This is a genomic window from Pseudarthrobacter woesei, assembly GCF_055412745.1.
The window spans coordinates 398,194-416,475 of sequence record NZ_JBVAYU010000002.1; the positions used below are offsets into that span (position 1 = coordinate 398,194).

Genomic DNA, 18,282 nt, shown 5'->3' on the forward strand with positions numbered 1-18,282 from the left:
CAACACGGCCAGCATTACTGACCGTCCGTTCGGTAATATGTCTACAGTACATGAATGAGGCCTGCCGCACACTAGCTGCGGCAGCACTGACCGGCCTGAACCCTTGGATTTCCGGCCACAGAGGAGACGTTATGGCGCCCAAGCCCCGGAATACCGAGCTGTGGAAGATCACCCTCGGCGAACTCGACGAAAAAATGGGCGTCAAGATCGTCGAGGAATCCGTCCAGCGGGTCGTCGCCACTATGCCGGTGGAGGGCAACCGGCAGTCCTTCGGGCTGCTGCACGGCGGCGCCTCGCTGGCTGTCGGGGAGGCGGTGGGCTCCTGGGCCGCCGTCATCCATGCGAGCACCCTGGGCAAGACCGCCGTCGGCGTGGACGTCTCCGCAACGCACCACAAATCGGCCCGCGAAGGGCTCATCACGATCACCGCCACCCCCATCCATCTTGGCGGGACGGTGACCACCCACGAGGTGCTGATCACCAACGAGGCCGGCGAGCGGCTGTGTACGCTGCGGATCACCAACCTGCTGCTGGATCGAAAGTCCTGAGCCGAACCTCGAGCCGGGTTCGCCGGAATGCTGCGTGGACGCCGTAGCCCTACGGCTACCCCGCAGCTCTCCGGCGAATTCGGTGCAGCCAACTCTTAAGCCGGGTGCATCCAAACGGCCCTCCCGGCCGGTAGTAGGGGTGTAAGCAAATCACCGCCCGGATACGGGCAACTCAATGAGGAGTTTGAAATGCGCAAAACCGTTTCTGCAGCCGGGGCCCTGACACTGCTGGCCGCCCTCGCCTTCGCCGCCCCCGCCCAGGCAGGGGGGAAGGACGACGACCATCACGACGGCGACGACGCGCTGCTGTCCGTCTTGCACGGCGTCCCGGGCCTGAGCGTGGACGTGTGGGTCAACGGCAAGCTCACCCTGGACGACTTCAAACCCGGCACCCTCGCCGGGCCGTTGAAGCTCGACGACGGCACCTACAGGATCGCCATCACAGCCGCGGATGCCACGAGCGCGGACAACCCCGTAATCGGGCCGGTCAAGGTCAATCTCAAGGAAGGCCGGAACTACACCGCCGTGGCGCACCTGGATGCCTCCGGGGCACCCACCGCGACCCTGTTCAAGAACAACACCTCGGCCAGCCCCAAGGGCCAGGGCAAGCTGACCGTCCGGCACATAGCGGCCGCTCCCGCCGTCGACGTCCTGGCCGGCGGGACCGCGGTGATCAAGGGGCTCGAGAATCCCGGGCAGAAAGTGCTGATGCTGAAGGCCGGAACGGTGTCCGCCTCGGTTGCGGCAGCGGGAACCACCGATCCGCTGATCGGCCCGGCCGATGTGCCGGTCACTAAAGGCAAGAACACCATCGTCTATGCCTGGGGCAGCCTGGCGGACGGCAATCTGGGCGTCGCCGTGCAGGTGGTCGACTCCGCCAAGTGGCGCGGCGGAGACCGCGACGACGACTGAGGCGCCCGGGTGACGGCTGGCAGCGCGCCGCTTGCCGCGAGCGCGCTGCCGGCCGGCCGTACACCGATCGGCCAAGGGGATGTAGGGCCGATAGACCCGGAATGCCCTGTCCCCGGCCTGTTAGCTTGGAAGTGCTGAGTCACCCGGCACCGCCGGGTATCGCCGGTCGCACCGGAAGGGATCCACCATGCTCTCAGACACTTCGCTTCCCGTCATCAAGGCAACGCTGCCCGTCGTGGGCGAGCACATCCAGGAGATCGCCAAGCGCTTCTACAAACATATGTTCGAGGCACGTCCGGATCTGCTGGACGGACTTTTCAACCGGGGGAACCAGGCGGACGGCCGCCAGCAGCAGGCACTCGCCGGATCCATCGCGGCCTTCGCCGGGCTCCTCGTGGACAACGTGGACCAGATACCGGACCATCTCCTGTCCCGGGTAGCCCACAAGCACGTCTCGCTGGGGCTGAGTCCGGACCAGTACCAGGTTGTCCACGACCACCTGATGTGGGCCATCGTGGATGTGCTGGGGGACGCTGTCACCCCCGAGGTGGCCGCAGCCTGGGACGAGGTCTACTGGCTGATGGCGAACATGCTCATCAACAAGGAACGGGGGCTGTACAACGCCGTGCACCTTACCCCTGAGACGATCTGGCGGACCTGGCGGGTGGCCGAGAAGATCCAGGAGACGGACGACGTGGCCAGGTTCGTTGTGGAGCGGATTGATGAGCGCGAGGTCAAGCCGTCCCTGCCCGGGCAGTACGTCACCATCAAGATGGCCATGCACGACGGCGTTCACCAGCCAAGGCAATACAGCCTGACGAAGGCCGACGACGGTCAGCACCGGCAGTTCGCGGTGAAGCGGGTCCACGGGCTCGCGACGCCTGATGGCGAGATGTCCACTCTGCTGCACAACGAGGTCCAGGTGGGCGACGAGGTGGTGCTCTCGGCGCCCTTCGGCGACGTGGTGCTGGAGTACACGGACCGGCCCCTGGTCCTGGCCAGCGCGGGGATCGGGGTCACCCCGATGGCCGGTATGCTCTCCCATCTCGTCAAATCCGGCTCCCAGCGCCAGGTGATGCTCCTGCATGCGGATGACAGCGAGGCGTCCTTCCCGCTCCGGGGGCAGGTCACGGAGGATCTGGCCACGTTGACGGACGGGACGTTGAAGACCTGGTTCCTCAATCCCGCCGCCGACGGAACAGCGTCCGGGTTCGCCGGCTTTATGGACGTCAGCGCCGTGGAACTCCCCGACGACGCCGAGTACTACCTCTGCGGGCCACTGCCGTTCCTGAAATCGGTCCGGGGCGCGCTTCTTGCCGGCGGGGTACCGGCCAAAGACATCCAGTACGAGGTGTTCGGCCCGGACCTCTGGCTGGCCGACTTCCAGTAGTGGGTTGGGCTAACGGACTGCCCGGCGCCGTGCCCCGGCGAGCTTGACACCAGCCAGTAGGGCTCCGCCGAGCGCCAGCGATGCGCCCGCCAGGCCCGCTGCCGGCAGGAGCCAACCGGCGCCGGTATTGGGAAGTTCGCCGGTGCCGGCCGGAAGCACGACGGGCAGGACAGCCGGGGCCACCGGCGCCACCGGTGCAACGACCGGCGCGTCGATGATGAAAGTGACAAGCAGCGCGTCGGAGGCGATTGAGTCGACGGACTGGGCGACGGACAGGGTGTGCATGCCCGGGGCGAGGCCCGGGGGGAACGGAACGCTCCAGCGTCCGCCCGCCACCAGGACGTGCGGGAGCATGGAGCGGACCACGGCGCGGGCCCCGGCCCCGGCCCCGGCTCCGGCACCGCCGGCACCGGCCTGGGCGGCACCCACCGAGGTCCCGTCGATCAGGACAGCTACGTCGGCGCCGTCAATGCCCGTCCCGGAAATCGTCGCGGGCAGCGAGTCCTGGCTGAAGTGCAGTCCGTCCACGATCGAAGCGACGGCCGGCGCAACCGGAGTGACCGTGAAATTCCGGGTCACGGAGGGACTGTCCTCATGGAGAGGATTGCCCTGTGCTGCGTGCACGGAGATGCGGCCGTACACGGGCCCAAGGACGGGAATGCTCCAGTGACCGTCAGCCGCGACCGCGGCGGATCCGTTGACGTCGCCCGAAAGATTGACCGTCAACCCGGGGGTTCCTGTGCCGTCGATCCGGCCGAGAGACGGCAGTGCCGCGCCCTCTGCAGGTGTGGTGATCACCGGCGCGTCGAGGTCTGAGATGTTGATCGTGAAGCGCCCTGCGTCGGATCGGCTGAAGCCGTTCACGGTCTCCGCACTGAAGTTCACCTGGCCGGTGCTCACACGTGCAGGTAGCGTCCAGTTTCCGGCAGCGTCGACCGGCACCTCCAAGGGTGCCTGGCCGTCAACCGTGATGCGCACCTTCGAGTCAGCTGCGACGGCAGACGCCGGGGCGGCCGGGACCCGGCCGGGGATGTCCTCCCCGACCTTGAAAGTCCGGTTCTCCGGAGCCACGAGTTCAGGCGTGTTCAGGAACAGCTGGAGCTCGACGCCGGGAATACGGCTAAGTGCGTCCTCAAGGGTCGTGGCGATGGCACGGAGTTGTGTTGTGCCTTGGGTTTCCGCCCCGGTGTGCGTACCCACGGCGAAGTTGCCGCTGATCCAAGGCCCGCCCGAGTCGCCGCCACCTGACTTGACCGAGGTCGAATCGAAGGCACGAACGGCACGGAGATCGTTGTCAAGGTTCGGCGGCAGACTTTTCGGTCCCGGGATGACCCAGATACCGACTGAATCGACGGTGCCGCACTTCCAGCCGGTTGTGCGGCCCGACCGGCACACGGCCTGGCCCTGGAACGGCGCGGTCTTTCCGATGATCTTGACGGCGGACGCACCCGGGCTGGTGAGGTTGTCCCACTTCGTCGCTGCGGCCTGAACGCTGAGACCGGGTGCGAGGACGTTGATGACTGATATGTCTGTCCCGACGTTGCCGGGGTTCTCCTCGGTACCGGTGATCGCTGAGTTGCCGGGGCCGCCGAACTGGCTGAATCCGAAGCTGCCGAGCGGGGCGAGGGTGCCGGGGAGTGGCAAGGAGCCCCCGGCGGGGGAAGACGTCGCGGGCTCAAGACCGGAGACTGCGGCGGTACCGTCTTCGGCGCAGTGCCCCGCCGTCAGAACGACCGGCAGTCCCGCCGCGCTGTACGCGCCAAAGCCGGTGGAGCATATAGTCCGCCAGAAAGGTGCATCAATGACGTAGCCCTCCCCGCCGTAAACGTCTGCTTCGGTCTTGACCGGGGCGCCCTTTTCCAGCCGGACGTTGGCGTAGCGGGCCACGAAGTCGGCGGCCGAAATCTTGCCCGGTGTCGGGGCCGCGAACGCCGGGGCCAGTGTCGGGGCCGCGAACGTCGGGGGAGGAAGTTGCGGGTCGAGGATGGCCGGCAGACCGGCTTCGGACATATTTGTCCCGCCGGTGCGGATGGTGAAGCGGCCGTCGGCGTAGGCCACGGCCTGCAGCCCGGCGGGGCCGACCTCGCGGACGTAGTCCTGGAACAACTGCTCCGTACTGGACGCCACCAGGTCTGCCGCCGAAGGGACCTTCCCGGGAACAGCCGCGGCGGGCGCCACGAGGACGAAGTCCGCCGACGGCCCGGCCTGGTTCAGCTGCTCAATCCGGGCCCGCAGCTCGGCTCCGCTGCCCTCGACCGCGATCCGGCCGTCTTTCAGGCTGATCCCCACATAGCCGGGGAGAACGCGCAGGGAGGGAACGGCGTCGGCGGCGCGCTTGGCCAGCTGGCCCGCGGCGTTGAATTCCTCGAGCGTCAGGCCGAGGTCGCGCCGGACGGCGTCCGCGAGTCCGGCGTCGCTGACCACCGGGGCAGCGGGTGCCGCCGCAGGCGGGGCCTCCGGGGCTACCGCAGCGGGCGACGTCGGCGCCGCTGTCGCCGCCGCCGTCGGCGCTGCCGACGGCGTCGAATCCGGCTCCGGAGGAGTCTCGGCCGGGCCGGACACTTCGGACGGGGACGGAGAAGCTGGTGCGGGTTCCGCTCCGCCGGCTTCGGCGAGCGCAGGAACGGCACAGAACGATCCTGCCAGCGCGACGGCGACAGCCGCCACCCCACGCATCACCAGCTGAAACTTCGGAGTACTCACCCGGTTACTTTAGCGCCCCAATTTAGCCAGAATGGCGGAGACTTCCGGTTCCGTTACCCCATTGTGGCCCAGGAACTCTCTGGTCTTCACGCTGCGCACAAACCGCAGCAGGCTTTCACCCCGCGCCTCGAGCAAGGGCACCAGCACTTCCTCGGGCAGATAGCGCTCGTGCGGATGCGGGACGCCCGACACCCGGTGATGGTCGTTGATGCCCCGCATGGCACGCTCATAGCCTCGCACAATGCTGTCCTCCCCCGCTCCGGCGAGGTCCTGGAGCATCGCGGCGATCATTCCGCTGCGGTCCCTGCCGGCGGAACAGTGGATCACGACGCCGCCCCGCGCGGCCGCCACGGCTTTGAAGACCCCGGCCAGCTTCTCCGGGAAGATCCGGGCGTTGTCCGGATAGGACGCCGGATCGTTCAGGTAGGGAACACACAGGCGGCGGAACTCGGCGTTGTCCGGGTCTTCGGTGGGTGCCAGCACAACGTCGAACGCTGCCAGGGTCTCCTCGCCCACCACAGGATCGCTGTCGCGCCGCCGCCTCTCCGCCGGGTTGCGGAGGTCGACGACGGTCCGGATGCCGCCGTCGTACGCCTGCTGCCAGCCCGCCTCGGTGAGCCATTCCCGCCGCCCCATCCGGAAGACGCCGCCGGCGATGTGCCACGCGTTGACCGCGCCGTCCCAGTCCATGAGTTTCGAATCTTCCACCCCGCCAGCTAACCACGAGGTCCGGGTAGTCCGCAGCCGGGAAATCAAGGTAGCTCCGGCGCTTCCCCGCCCGGACAAACGGGTAGTGGCTACAGTGTCCGGCGCGAAGGGCCGCGCGTACGGTTACCCCATGACTGTCCCGGGCGGAGGCTACCGCCCCGCACAGTTTGTCCGTCAGCCGGAGTCCCGGGAGGCTTCGCTGGCCGCCACCGACCGGTGCGCCTGCAGGCTTCTCCCGCCGCATCGAACCAAAAGGGGACTCCACCATGAACAATGTGACGATCAGACGCTGGTCCGGACGGCTGGCGGGTGCCGTGGCCGTCATCGCCCTCGCCGCCGGCTTTACCGCCGCTCCCGCGACCGCGGCCCCACCGCCTCCGGCCCCCGTCTACATCGCCCTGGGCGACTCTTATGCCGCCGGCACCGGCGGCGGCCAATACACCGCTCCCCCGGCCGGACTTCCCGCCACCTGCCTGCAGACCGCGGAATCCTACCCGGCAGTGCGGGGCGCCTCCTTGAACCTGGGCTGCTTCGGCGCCAAGACCACCGACGTGATCGACGTGGCTAACGGCTACTCCGGGGTTCTGGCGGGTGCCACTGTGGTGACGGTGACAGTGGGAGGGAACGACGTCGACTCCGGCCAGGTGGCCCTCGCCTGCACCGCCTCGGCCAGCTCGCCGGCCTGCAGCGCGGCGCTCTACAACTCACTGGTGGTAAAGCTCCGCCAGTTACCGGCCAAGATCAAGGCGATGGTGGCAACCATCAAGGACAAGGCCCCGGCCGCCAGGATCGTGCTGACCGGCTATCCCCGGCTCTTCACCGTCAGCGCCGGACTGACCGCCGAACAGCAGCAGGCCGCGAAGTCGATGAATTCGGCCGCTGACCTGCTCAACGCCACGATCGCCTACTCGGCCCTCGTCAACAGGGCCAGGTACGTCAGCGTCTCCGAGAAGTTCAACGGCCACGGCATCGGTTCCGCGGATCCTTGGATCGTGGCACCGACGGGTCTTTGCAACCTGGCGATCAACTGCAGCCCGAGCCCGTTCGATGCCTTCCACCCCACCGCTGCCGGCTATTCCGGTGGCTACGCGGCGGCACTGCAGTCCGCCCGGGTCCCGTAACGCGGGTCGCAGGCGGCACCGCTGCGGCGGCTCCGCCGGCTAACGCTGTTTGGCGAGCCTGAACTCCAGGGCGTTGCGGACCATCGGCCACTCATGCTCGAGGATCGAGAACACCACGGTGTCCCGGAGCGCGCCGTCGCTGGTGCGGGTATGGCTGCGCAGCACGCCGTCCTGCTTGGCGCCGAGCCGGGCGATCGCCTCGCGGGACTGGTGGTTCAGCCAGTGCGTCCGGAACTCGACGGCGGGGCAGCCCAGCGCTTCGAAGGCGTGCGTCAGCAGCAGCAGCTTGGAGTCCGGGTTGCTGCCGCTGCCGTGGGACGACGCCGCGTTCCAGGTGGAGCCGATCTCCAGGCGGGGTGTGGCGGCATCGATGTTCATATACGTGGTCATGCCGATCACCTTCCCCGGCCCGCCGGTGGCCGGATCAATCAGCCGCGTTGTGAACGGCAGCATCGAGCCCTGGGCCTGGAGGGAAAGGCGGCGGTCGATCTCGGCTGCCATCTGTTCCGGCGACGGGACTCCGGTGTACCAAAGCTTCCAGAGTTCGCCGTCACGGACCGCCGCCACCAGGCCATCGTGGTGGTCCTGGCGCAGCGGCTCGAGGACCACGCAGGAGCCGGTCAAAGTGATGGGTTCGAAGGAAGTCACGGCACAATCCTAGGGGCGCGCTGGCGGCATGGCCCTGTTCCCCTGAAAAACTCACGACGTTCTGGCTAGGCTGAGGTCATGATCACCATCGAAGGCACTGTCCGCTCGTCCCTGGGGGCCGAAATGGCTCTCGCCTATCTGTCGGCTTTTGAACACACCCCGGAATGGGATCCGGGAACCCCTGTGGTGAAAAAACTCTCTGAGGGCCCGGTCGCGATTGGCCACACGTACCACGCCGAAGCTCAGTTCCGGGGCAAGCGCCAGACGCTCATCTACGAGGTGCTGGAGCTGACCGGAAGCCGCGTTAAACTGCGCGGAGAAAACAAGACCGTCGTTTCCGTTGACACAATCGAGGTGACGCCCACGGGCACCGGCTGCGAGGTCAGGTATATGGCCGAGTTTTCGCTCAAGGGGTGGCTCAAGATCGCCGAACCGTTCGCGAAGCCGGCCTTCCGGTCCCTGGCAGACCCTGCCATGGCCGGAATGAAGAAGGCCCTCGACTCGCAGGCACCGCAGTAGCGACGCCAATCTGGACCAAGAGAACTCCATCAAGCCCCCAATGAGCGTTCGCCCCGGGCCAGACCCCCGAACTCACTCGGTCCAGTCGAAGAAGCCCTTGCCCGTCTTGCGTCCGAGTTCCCCGCGGGCCACCTTGTCGCGCAGGATCTGCGGCGGGGCGAAGCGCTCGCCCAGGGTGGAAGCGAGGTATTCGGCGATGCCCAGGCGGACGTCCAGGCCGACGATGTCGGTGGTCCGAAGCGGGCCGGTGGGGTGCTTGTAGCCAAGGACCATGGCATTGTCGATGTCCTCGGCGGAGGCCACGCCCTCTTCCACCATGCGCATCGCTTCCAGGGCAATGGCAACTCCCAGCCGCGAGGAGGCGAAGCCGGGGGCGTCGTTGACGACGACGGCGGTCTTGCCGAGCGCCTCGACCCAGCCGCGTGCGGCCCGGACCAGCGGCTCGGAGGTCTGCTCTCCGACGACGACCTCGATGAGGGTTGACGCGGGGACCGGATTGAAGAAGTGCAGGCCAAGGAAGTTCTGCGGCCGCTTCAGCTCGCGGGCCAAGGCATCGACGGAGATGGACGAGGTGTTGGAGGCGAGGTAGGCCCCGTCGGCGAGGCGCTCCTCGATCCCCTTCAGCGAGGTGACCTTCAGGTCCCAGTCTTCGGGGACGGCTTCGATGACCAGCTGGCGGTCCTTGAAGTCGTCGTAATCCACCGTTACTGAGAGCCTGGAGACCATTTCGTCCAGGTTTCCGTCCGTGGCACCTCGTTCGATGCTCTTGGCCGCTGCGGATTCCACCCGTTCCCGGGCGGCCTCGGCCGATTCCCCGTCGCGCTCGACGACGAGGACGTTCGCGCCGTTGATCAGGAAGGCGTGGGCGATACCGGCGCCCATGCGGCCGCCGCCGAGGACGCCGACGGTGGCGGGAAGGTTGGTGGGGAGTACGGAGTTGCTCATGTCTACTACTTCCGGTCTGAATTCATATCGGACGTCTTATCCGACTTCTTGCCGGCCTTCTTATCCAGGAAAGCCTGCATGCGGTCGAATTTGGCTTGGGATTCGAAGAGGATGCCCTGCGCCAGCTGGTCGATCAGCGGATGTGATTCGGCCGGGGCGTGGAACACGGACTTCGTGATCCGCACCGCGAGGGGATCCTGCCTCGCGATCCGGTCGGCCAGCGCATGCGCCGCGTCCATCAGCTCGGCGGCCTCGTGGATCTCGGTAATGAGGTTAACGGCGAGGGCACGCTCGGCGCGCAGCACGTGCCCGGCCAGCAGGATTTCCTTGGCCACCGGCTCCCCCACGAGCTCCTTGAGGCGCCAGCTTGCACCGGCGGCGGCGAGGATGCCGAGTCCCGTTTCCGGGTTGCCGATCCGCACGCTGGGCGTGCCGATCCGGAAGTCGGCCGCGTACGCCAGTTCGGCGCCGCCGCCGAGGCAGAAGCCGTCGAGGGCCGCGATGACTGGCATGGGCAGCTTCGCAATCCGCACGAAGATCGTGGAGTTGATGCCCTGCAGCGCATCGTCACGGCGGCGATCGCGCAGCTGGCCGATGTCCGCCCCGGAGGCGAAGACACCCTCCGTGCCGGCGATGATGAGCACCTTGGGCGTCCGCTCCAGCGCCGCGCAGACCATGTGGAGTTCGTCGACCATCTGCTGGTCGATGGCGTTGCGGACCTCGGGGCGGTTGAGCAGCACCACCAGCCGGTCCTCGCGCTCCTCGACCTTGAGGGTGACGAAATCCGCCGGGTTGAGCCCGGAACCGGTGGCCGCCACTAAACGCGCTCCAGCAGCATCGCGGTGCCCTGGCCGACGCCGATGCACATCGTCGCGAGGCCGATGGGCGCGTCTTCGCGTTCCATCCGGCCCAGCAGTGTGATGGCGAGCCGTGAGCCCGATGAACCCAGCGGGTGGCCCAGGGAGATTGCGCCGCCGTCGCGGTTCACAATCTCCGGATCCAGGCCCAGCCGGCGCATGGTCGCGAGCGACTGGGTTGCGAACGCCTCGTTGAGTTCGACGGCCCCGAGGTCGCCGACGCTGAGTCCGGTCCGGGCCAGCACCTTCCGGGTTGCCGGGACGGGGCCGATTCCCATGATCTCCGGTTCACAGCCGGCGGAGGCGCCGTCGATGATCCGGGCCCGGGGCGTGAGGCCGAGGCGCTTGATCGCGGCCTCGGAGGCCACAATGATGGCTGAGGCGCCGTCGTTGAGGGTGGAGGAGTTGCCGGCCGTGACCACCGATCCGCCGGCGACGACGGGGCGGAGCCCGGCGAGCACGTCCATGGTGGTGCCGGCGCGGGGGCCTTCATCGGTGTCGACGACGGTCTCGCCCTTGCGGGTCTTGACCGTGACGGGGACGATCTCCTCGGCGAAGCGGCCGGCGGCGATGGCGGCGAGGGAGCGTTCGTGCGAGCGGACGGCGAACGCGTCGGCGTCCTCCCGGGAGATGCCGTCCACGCGGGCGACTTCCTCCGCCGTTTCCGGCATGGAGTACGTCATCTTGCCGTCCCGGGAGAGACCGCCCTTTTGGAACAGCGGGTTGACGAAGCGCCAGCCGATGGAGGTGTCAAAGATCTGTCCGGGCTTGGCGAAGGCGGTCTGCGGCTTCTCCTGGACCCAGGGGGCGCGGCTCATGGATTCGACGCCGCCGGCGATCACGATGTCCGCGGCGCCGGACTTGATCATGTGGCTCGCCATGATGATGGCGCTCAGGCCGGAGGCGCAAAGGCGGTTCACGGTAATGCCGGGGATGTGCAGCGGCAGGCCGGCCAGGATGGTGGCCATCCGGGCGACGTTTCGGTTTTCTTCGCCGGCGCCGTTGGCGTTTCCGAGGATGACCTCGTCAATGCTGTCCGGGTCCAGGCCGGCGCGGGCCACGGCTTCGCGGACCACCAGGGCGGCAAGGTCATCGGGCCGGACCGCGGAGAGGGCGCCGCCGTAACGGCCCACCGCAGTGCGGGCACCGCCTACGAGAAATGCCTGTGGTCCTGCAACTGCTGATGCCATGGGTACACCCTTCACGCGCTAAACGTCTCTGTCATCCGCGGCGGCACCTACCGCCGACTAGCAGCGCTAATTTACCGACCGTTCGTTCTATAAAGATTACACGGCGGCGCAAGGGGGTCAACAAACCCCGCGGGATTACGCCACCACGACGCCGAGATGGGCAGCGAGCAGCGGGGCCAGGAGGCTGAGCTGGTAGTCGTCGATCACGAGGCCGGACAGGCTGTCCAGCCCGCTGATCACCCGGAAGTCCGTACCGCGGAGATCGAGGTCCTTCAGCTTCGCGCCACCCAGGTCCAGGGTGCCGATGGTGCAGTTCTTGAGTGCCACCCGGGTCACGGTGCAGGAGCCGAGGTCGAGTTCGCCGATGATGCAGTCGCTGATCTGGACGTCGGCCACCTTGGAGCCGCGCAGATTCACGTAGTCGAGCTTGCCGCCGTCGATCCGCACCGATTGCCAGCCGCCTTCACAGAGTTCCGCGGAGCCCCAGCGGGGGTTGACGATCTGGACGTCGCGCAGGGTGCTCCGGGCCGCCTTGAACACCGGGGCGTACATTTCCGCCAGGATGCAGTCCCGGAAGGTGGCGCCGCGCAGCTGAGTTTCGTTGAAGGAGACGCCCTGGAACTCGCATTCGGCAAAGTCCGTGCCGCTGAGTTCCAGGCCGTCGGCCGCCGCCCGGCTGTACCGGGCGCCGTCGTACCGTTCCCCGCGCCGGAAGTCCGGGGAGGGATCGTCCCGCAGGTCCGCCAGCCGGACCTCTGCAAGGCGCGGGGCCGTAATCTTGGGCGTCTTGGCGGCGATACCCCGCACCATCAGAGCGATTCGGCCTTGGCCGAGATTTCCCTCAGGTCCTTGGCGAGGACCTTGCGGGTGATGCGCATCCCGATTGGACCCAAGACGGCCATCATCAGCTTGCTTTTCCGGGTCGGCTTGAGGACCTCGGCGCCGAAGGTCACTGTGAGGTCAGTGCCGCCGTCGCGCTCCGCCAGGGCGAAACGGGTGGTGTAGTCGGCGCCGCCCTGGAGCGCCTTGACAGTGGTGCTGCCGGCCCGTCCGGGGGACGGCGGCTCGCACTGGGAGACCCACAGTTCCACGGTCTCCGCGCGCCCCATCATGGTGCGGGTCTCCTTCCACCGGGTGCCCTCGGCGTAGGGCCCCTCGCTGAGCAGCTGGATCGAATCGATACTGGACAGCGTCGCGGCCGATCCCGGGATGTCGGAGATGACCGCCCAGACCTTGTCCGCCGGGGCGTTAACATGCTGGGTCAGGCTGGTTTTGTTATCCATGGCATCGAGCCTAGCCCGGCTCCTCCCCAGATTTCATCCCTCCGGCACCGGATACCCCCTTGAATTAGTAAGCATGCTTTGTGTTATGGTGAATCTACGTTGATTTTCAACCGGAAACGAGAGGTGGTTCACATCATGGGCATCGGAGACAAGATTCAGAACGCAGCAGAGCACCTCGGCGGCAAGGCCAAGGAAGCTACCGGAAACGCCACGAATAACGACCAACTTCGCGCTGAGGGCCAGAAGGACCAGGTCGCCGCGGATGCCAAGAAGGTCGGCGAAAACGTCAAGGACGCCTTCAAGAAGGATTAGTCCTTCCAAACGGCGGCGCCGGACATTCCTTTGGGGGATGTCCGGCGCCGTTTTTTGTGGCCTGGGCGGTAGTTCTTTGTGGCCTGTCGGTTGTTGTCCCCCGGATGCGGTACAGGCACGTCAAGTGCAGCGATTCGCCACAGATGGCCGCTATGCCACCCCGGATAGCGGCCATCTTCGTCCATTCGGCGCGGTGCGGGTGCGGCGCGGCACGGTGCGGCGTATCCGCAGATTAAGCCGACGACGGCGGGCCTCCTCGCTGAAGGGCCCGCCGTCGTCGTGTGTCTGCTTGCCTGCAGCGGTTAGCTGAAGAGCGCGTTGTTGGGTTCGTTGTTCTTGACCTTCTGCCAGCCAAGCCACAGCACGAGCGCGAAGAACGGGATCGTCGCCAGGGTCCAGAGGCCGAGGTGGAATACCTCGCCGCTCTTGCTGGTCATGGTGTCGAAGCCGATCAGCACCGTGATGGCCAGCAGGGCAATCAGGCCGGCCCAGCTGGTCCAGGGTCCGCCGGGCGCGGGCAGTGATGAGACCTTGCCCTTGGTCTTGCGCAGCGCGATCTGGCTGGCAAAGATGGCACCCCAGGTGAAGATCACGCCGATCGATGCGGAGTTCAGCGCGAGGTCGAAGGCGTGCGAGCCGCCGAGCCAGATGTTGAGCAGGATGCCCACGAGGTAGACGCCGCCGATGGCCAGGATGGCGGCGTACGGCACGTGGCTCTTGGACATCTTGGTCAGCCACTTGGGAGCATGTCCATTGTTGGCCATGGTGCGGAAGATCCGGCCAATCGAGTACAGGCCCGAGTTGCAGGAGGACAGCGCGGCGGTGATGACGATCATGTTCATAACATCGCCCATCCAGCCGAGGCCCATCTGGCCGAACACGGTGACGAACGGCGAGGTGCCGGCCACGTACTGGTCCGAGGGCAGCAGCATGGCCAGGAGCGTCACGGAACCGACGTAGAACACCACGATGCGGAAGACGACGGCGCGGATGGCCTTGGGTACTTCCTTGGCCGGGTCCTGCATTTCACCGGCGGTGATGCCAACGAGCTCAATCCCGTTGTACGCGAAGATCACGGCGTTCAGGACCAGGATCATAACGAGCGCACCCTTGGGGAACATGCCTCCTTCGGCCGCGAAGAGGTTGTTGACCGAAGCGTTGCCGTCGCCCACCTGGGCGTTGGTGACCACCATGAAGGTGCCCACGGCCAGGAAGATGAGGATGGCGCCGACCTTGAGGCAGGACGCCCAGAATTCGAATTCGCCGAACGCCTTGACGCTCAGGAGGTTGACGCCCACAAGCAACAGCAGCGCTGCGATGGCGGACAGTTCAACCGGGACGTTGGGGAAGAAGAACTGGAAGTACAGTCCGATCGCAATGAGCTCGGCGATGCCGGTCATGGCCCAGTTGATGAAGTACATCCAGCCGGACAGGTACGCGCCCTTCTTGCCGAACATTTCGCCGGCGTAGCTGACGAAGGAGCCCGACGTCTGGCGGTACATGATGAGTTCACCGAGTGCGCGCATCAGCAGGTAAGCGATGACGCCGGCAATGGCGTAGGAGAAGATGAGCGCGGGGCCGGTGGAGGCCAGGCGTCCGCCGGCACCCATGAAGAGGCCGACGCCGATGGCGCCGCCCATCGCGATCATGGTGACCTGGCGTCCGGTCAGGGTCTTTGCGTAGCCCTCGGCGCTGAGAGCCGAGTCGACGACGGCGGATGGCGCCGTCGGGCTCTTAAGTTCTGTGGGGGTAGGTGATGGCACAGCTGTTTCCTTGTAGGTCGGGGTGTTGCCGGGACAGGACCGTGGATTCAGGTACACAAAATTCGGATCCAGGCCCCTTGCGGGAGCGCAGACATGTACCGAACCTCACAAGTGTCGAAGTTCGCGCGGCTCACCCATAGTACTAGCATTCCGACCCCCACCGTGACGCGGGCAACATCCAGCGGGTACTATCCCTAACTATTGACGCTGTTCTGGTGATTTTGCCGAATGATGTTCGGTGTTGTGCCCGGACCTGTGCGTCCCGGCGAATCCTACTGTTAGGCCAGGGCTCCATCCCGCATCGCATACCGGAGCCAGTTCCCGGTGCCGGCGCGGCGCCCGGTGCGGTTCCCGGTGCCGTTTTCACCAGCGCACGTGCTGAACCAGTCCCCCAGCGCGCGGTCGTGGCTGACCATGACCAGCGTCCCTGCGAAGTCCGAAAGGGCAGCTTCAAGCTGTTCCACCAGGACGGGCGCCAGATGGTTGGTGGGCTCATCCACGAGCATTGTCCCGAAACCGCCCAGCAGGAGCCGGGCGAGCGCCAGCCTGCGTTGTTGCCCTGCGGAGAGGCTTCCCACCGGGACATGGAATTCGGTGGTCCGGAAGAGCCCCAGGCGCAGCAGGGCCTCGGCGTGCTCATCGATGTTGCCGCCCAGGCCCGCGGCGAAAGCGGGCAAAAGACGCAGCCCCGGGCGCTGCGGGAGTTCCAGCTCCTGCTGCAGGTATCCGATCCGGCCGTGCCGCACCACGGTGCCTATGGCCGGTTCCAGCGTGCCCGCGAGGACGGCGAGCAGTGTCGATTTGCCTGCCCCGTTGGGACCCGTGATGAGGATCTTCTGGCCCGCCTCCACCCGGAAGTCCGTTGGTTCCAGGCGGCCGGGCACCATCACTCCCTTCGCTTCAAGGGCTGGGCCCGCTGCACCGTCGGCCCGCAGGTCCGTTGCCAGCTTCAGGGGCACCTGCGGACGGTCAATGGGGTTTTCCTCCAGCCGGCGGAGACGTTCCTGGGCATTGCGGACCTTGCTGGTGGCCGCCTTTTGCCATGTGCCGGCCTTGAAGTCGAATCCCATTTTGTCGCCGTCGCGTTGGCGGGCGTACCCCATCTTCCCCGCGACGGTGTCCGCCTGGAGCCGTTCGGCAGCCATCGCGTCCAGCCACCCGTGGTATTGCTGCGCCCAGCGCTGGCGTTCGGCAGCCTTCTCCCGCAGGTAGCCTTCATAGCCGTTGCCATAGCGGTTGACCGAAAGGCGTTCCGCGTCCACCTCAATCACGGTTGAGGCCACTTTGCGCAACAGGACGCGGTCGTGGGAGACCACCACCACGGTTCCGCGGTGCGCGGCCAGCCGAGCCTCCAGCCAGGCCGTGCCGCTGGCGTCAAGATGGTTGGTGGGTTCGTCCAGGAGGAGGATGTCCGCGGGATCGGCCAGTACGCAGGCCAGTGCCACGCGTTCCTGTTCCCCGCCCGAGAGCGAGCCCAGGGTACGCATCCGGTCCAGCCCGCCCAGGCCAAGCCGGTCCAGGGCCGCTTCCACCCGGGATTCCGCGGCGTAGCCCTCCCTGAGCTGGTACTGCGTCTGCAGGTTTCCGTAGCGCTCCAGTTCGTCCGCTTCCGCGCCGGCGAGCCCGTCTTCCAGATGGTCCAGCTCAGCTTCCATCTCGCGGAGGGATTCCATGGCGGCGTCGATCGCGTTGCTCACGGTGAACGCCTCAGGCAGGCCCAGGGTCTGGGCAAGATAACCCACACGGCCCTGGCTGACGGCGGTGCCCTCGTCCGGGGCCTCGAGCCCCGCCAAGATCCGGAGCAGCGTGGACTTGCCCGCCCCGTTTTCGCCGACGATCGCCACATGTTCACCGGCTGTGATGGCGATTTCGACGCCGTCAAAGAGCTGGCGGTCCCCGTAGCCATGGGATACGCCCGAAAGGCGGAGATGTTCGCTCAAGGAGTCCTCGCAAGTAGTTGGCGAGCCTGCCCGGCGGCGGCTTGCGTCGTCAAGTATGACACCGTGGGCCAATTGCTGGGGCGCTAGGCTGGTGGCATGGGCACCGCTCTCCGCACACCACCCGCACCGCGGCCGGAACTCTACCGGTTCTCGCGGCTCGATTTCGTCACGGCAGGCCTGTACGTGGCAGTGGCCGCCTTTTTCGCTGTGGCCGGCGGGCTGCTGGTCCCGCTGATGCTCCGGCTGTCGCCGAATCCGGCCGTGGCGTCCTACTCCGTCAACCTGATTTTCTACGGCAGCATCGGCATCCTGGCCCTGGCCGCCGTCCGGCAGGTCGCCGCCCGGGACCTCAGGGTCCTCGCCACCAGACCCTGGTTCACCATGCTGATGGTCCCCCTCGCCGTTGTGGCCATGATGATCCTCACCGCGGTCCTGGTCGCGCTGACCGGGCCGGTGCAGACGTCCGCCAACCAGGCCGGCCTGCAGGCGCTTATGCAGCAGGTGCCGGCCTGGCTGATGGTGCCGCTGTTGGTGATCGTGGGTCCCTTTGTGGAGGAGTACATTTTCCGGCACCTGCTGATCGGCAAGCTCAGCAGACGGGTCAACGTCTGGGTGTGTTGTGCCTTGTCCGTGGTGTTGTTCGCCGCCCTCCACATCGTCGGCCAGGAGGACCTGACCCTGCCGGTGCTGATGCCCTACCTCGCGATGGGCGCCGTCCTGGTGTTCGTCTACGTCTGGACCGGCAAGAACGTGATGTTCTCCTACTTCGTCCACGCCTCGAAAAACCTGCTGGCGGTCATCTTCATCTACGCCATCCCGCCGGATCTAATGGAGCAGCTCCAGAACGTCCAGCCCTGAGCCGTCCAACGCGGGGTCACTTACGGCCCATTCCGGTGCCCGGCATGGGCTGTAAGTGACCCCGCGTTGTTTGGTGCAGGACGGGAACTTCCGCGGAACCCTACCGCCGCACGCGCCGGCGTCGTAGTTTCTTTCCATGACACTGAACATCCAGATCGCCGTCGATTGCCGGAATCCGCATGAGCTCGCCGACTGGTGGGCCGAAACCCTGGACTGGGCCGTGGAGCCGCAGGACGAGGACTTCATCCGCTCCATGATCGAGCAGGGCTTCGCCACCGATGCGGACACGGTGCGGCACAACGGCAAACTCGTGTGGGGTGCCGGGGCGGCCATCCGCCCGCCCGAGGAACTCGACGCCGCGCCGCCCACCCGCCGCATTCTCTTCCAGGCCGTCCCGGAGGAAAAGACCATCAAGAACCGGATCCACTGGGACGTCAACCTGGCCGGCGCCGACAAGGACCAGGCGCGCACCGCCCTCGAAGCCCGCGGCGCCACCTTCCTCTGGACTGCCAGCCAGGGACCGCATTCCTGGCACACCATGACGGACCCGGAGGGCAACGAGTTCTGCATCAGCTGAGGCAATTA

18 protein-coding genes are annotated in these 18,282 nt (G+C 66.7%); 8 read left to right on the plus strand and 10 right to left on the minus strand.

The features are described from left to right. Positions 1-131: 131 nt before the first annotated feature. The 3 genes from ACZYZE_RS04935 (at position 132) to ACZYZE_RS04945 (ending at position 2,850) form a co-directional block, all read left to right on the plus strand. Entirely contained in the window at positions 132-548 is a 417-nt protein-coding gene (locus tag ACZYZE_RS04935) for a PaaI family thioesterase (protein ID WP_459317460.1), read from the plus strand. A gap of 189 nt (positions 549-737) precedes the next feature. Further along, a complete protein-coding gene (locus ACZYZE_RS04940; RefSeq protein WP_463906539.1) occupies positions 738-1,460 on the plus strand; it encodes a DUF4397 domain-containing protein in 723 nt (240 codons plus the stop codon). Between the two features lie 187 nt (positions 1,461-1,647). Further along, positions 1,648-2,850, plus strand: a complete 1,203-nt coding sequence (locus ACZYZE_RS04945; protein WP_463906541.1) for a globin domain-containing protein — start codon at positions 1,648-1,650, stop codon at positions 2,848-2,850. A 9-nt stretch (positions 2,851-2,859) separates the two neighbouring features. Here the strand turns inward: ACZYZE_RS04945 and ACZYZE_RS04950 are convergent, their stop codons facing one another. Continuing rightward, a complete protein-coding gene (locus tag ACZYZE_RS04950) occupies positions 2,860-5,553 on the minus strand; it encodes a S1 family peptidase (RefSeq protein ID WP_463906544.1) in 2,694 nt (897 codons plus the stop codon). A 9-nt stretch (positions 5,554-5,562) separates the two neighbouring features. After that, positions 5,563-6,243: a tyrosine-protein phosphatase gene (locus tag ACZYZE_RS04955; RefSeq protein ID WP_459317520.1), complete on the minus strand. Its 681-nt coding sequence runs from the start codon at positions 6,241-6,243 to the stop codon at positions 5,563-5,565. A 293-nt stretch (positions 6,244-6,536) separates the two neighbouring features. Between ACZYZE_RS04955 and ACZYZE_RS04960 the strand changes: the two genes are divergently transcribed. Then, positions 6,537-7,382, plus strand: a complete 846-nt coding sequence (locus tag ACZYZE_RS04960; protein ID WP_463906546.1) for an SGNH/GDSL hydrolase family protein — start codon at positions 6,537-6,539, stop codon at positions 7,380-7,382. A 39-nt stretch (positions 7,383-7,421) separates the two neighbouring features. Here ACZYZE_RS04960 and ACZYZE_RS04965 read toward each other — a convergent pair whose 3' ends face one another. Beyond that, positions 7,422-8,030, minus strand: coding sequence for a GNAT family N-acetyltransferase (locus tag ACZYZE_RS04965; RefSeq protein ID WP_463906548.1), 609 nt, complete (start codon positions 8,028-8,030; stop codon positions 7,422-7,424). Between the two features lie 78 nt (positions 8,031-8,108). On the opposite strand from ACZYZE_RS04965, the gene ACZYZE_RS04970 reads away from it, so the two are divergent. Continuing rightward, entirely contained in the window at positions 8,109-8,549 is a 441-nt protein-coding gene (locus tag ACZYZE_RS04970; protein WP_463906551.1) for an SRPBCC family protein, read from the plus strand. 72 nt (positions 8,550-8,621) lie between these two features. Here ACZYZE_RS04970 and ACZYZE_RS04975 read toward each other — a convergent pair whose 3' ends face one another. The 5 genes from ACZYZE_RS04975 to ACZYZE_RS04995 form a co-directional block, all read right to left on the minus strand. Next, positions 8,622-9,494, minus strand: coding sequence for a 3-hydroxyacyl-CoA dehydrogenase family protein (locus tag ACZYZE_RS04975; protein ID WP_463906554.1), 873 nt, complete (start codon positions 9,492-9,494; stop codon positions 8,622-8,624). A gap of 5 nt (positions 9,495-9,499) precedes the next feature. Beyond that, positions 9,500-10,312, minus strand: a complete 813-nt coding sequence (locus ACZYZE_RS04980; RefSeq protein WP_463906556.1) for an enoyl-CoA hydratase/isomerase family protein — start codon at positions 10,310-10,312, stop codon at positions 9,500-9,502. Then, entirely contained in the window at positions 10,312-11,541 is a 1,230-nt protein-coding gene (locus ACZYZE_RS04985) for a thiolase family protein (protein WP_459317451.1), read from the minus strand. The genes ACZYZE_RS04980 and ACZYZE_RS04985 overlap by 1 nt, the downstream gene beginning before the upstream one ends. Before the next feature lie 135 nt (positions 11,542-11,676). Further along, positions 11,677-12,351: a pentapeptide repeat-containing protein gene (locus tag ACZYZE_RS04990; RefSeq protein WP_463906560.1), complete on the minus strand. Its 675-nt coding sequence runs from the start codon at positions 12,349-12,351 to the stop codon at positions 11,677-11,679. After that, the gene (locus ACZYZE_RS04995; protein ID WP_459317449.1) at positions 12,351-12,824 is read right to left on the minus strand and encodes an SRPBCC family protein; all 474 of its coding nucleotides are present in this window, start codon (positions 12,822-12,824) and stop codon (positions 12,351-12,353) included. Before ACZYZE_RS04995 ends, ACZYZE_RS04990 begins: the two co-directional genes overlap by 1 nt. A gap of 135 nt (positions 12,825-12,959) precedes the next feature. Here ACZYZE_RS04995 and ACZYZE_RS05000 point away from each other — a divergent pair, with 135 nt between their 5' ends. Next, the gene (locus tag ACZYZE_RS05000) at positions 12,960-13,136 is read left to right on the plus strand and encodes a CsbD family protein (RefSeq protein WP_463906563.1); all 177 of its coding nucleotides are present in this window, start codon (positions 12,960-12,962) and stop codon (positions 13,134-13,136) included. A 302-nt stretch (positions 13,137-13,438) separates the two neighbouring features. Here ACZYZE_RS05000 and ACZYZE_RS05005 read toward each other — a convergent pair whose 3' ends face one another. Next, the gene (locus tag ACZYZE_RS05005) at positions 13,439-14,899 is read right to left on the minus strand and encodes an amino acid permease (RefSeq protein ID WP_463906566.1); all 1,461 of its coding nucleotides are present in this window, start codon (positions 14,897-14,899) and stop codon (positions 13,439-13,441) included. A gap of 278 nt (positions 14,900-15,177) precedes the next feature. Next, positions 15,178-16,839, minus strand: a complete 1,662-nt coding sequence (locus tag ACZYZE_RS05010; RefSeq protein WP_463906568.1) for an ABC-F family ATP-binding cassette domain-containing protein — start codon at positions 16,837-16,839, stop codon at positions 15,178-15,180. A 96-nt stretch (positions 16,840-16,935) separates the two neighbouring features. Here ACZYZE_RS05010 and ACZYZE_RS05015 point away from each other — a divergent pair, with 96 nt between their 5' ends. Together ACZYZE_RS05015 and ACZYZE_RS05020 are read left to right on the plus strand one after the other, a co-directional pair. Further along, a complete protein-coding gene (locus tag ACZYZE_RS05015) occupies positions 16,936-17,697 on the plus strand; it encodes a CPBP family intramembrane glutamic endopeptidase (protein ID WP_463906569.1) in 762 nt (253 codons plus the stop codon). A gap of 136 nt (positions 17,698-17,833) precedes the next feature. Next, positions 17,834-18,274, plus strand: a complete 441-nt coding sequence (locus ACZYZE_RS05020) for a VOC family protein (protein WP_463906571.1) — start codon at positions 17,834-17,836, stop codon at positions 18,272-18,274. Positions 18,275-18,282: the final 8 nt, after the last annotated feature.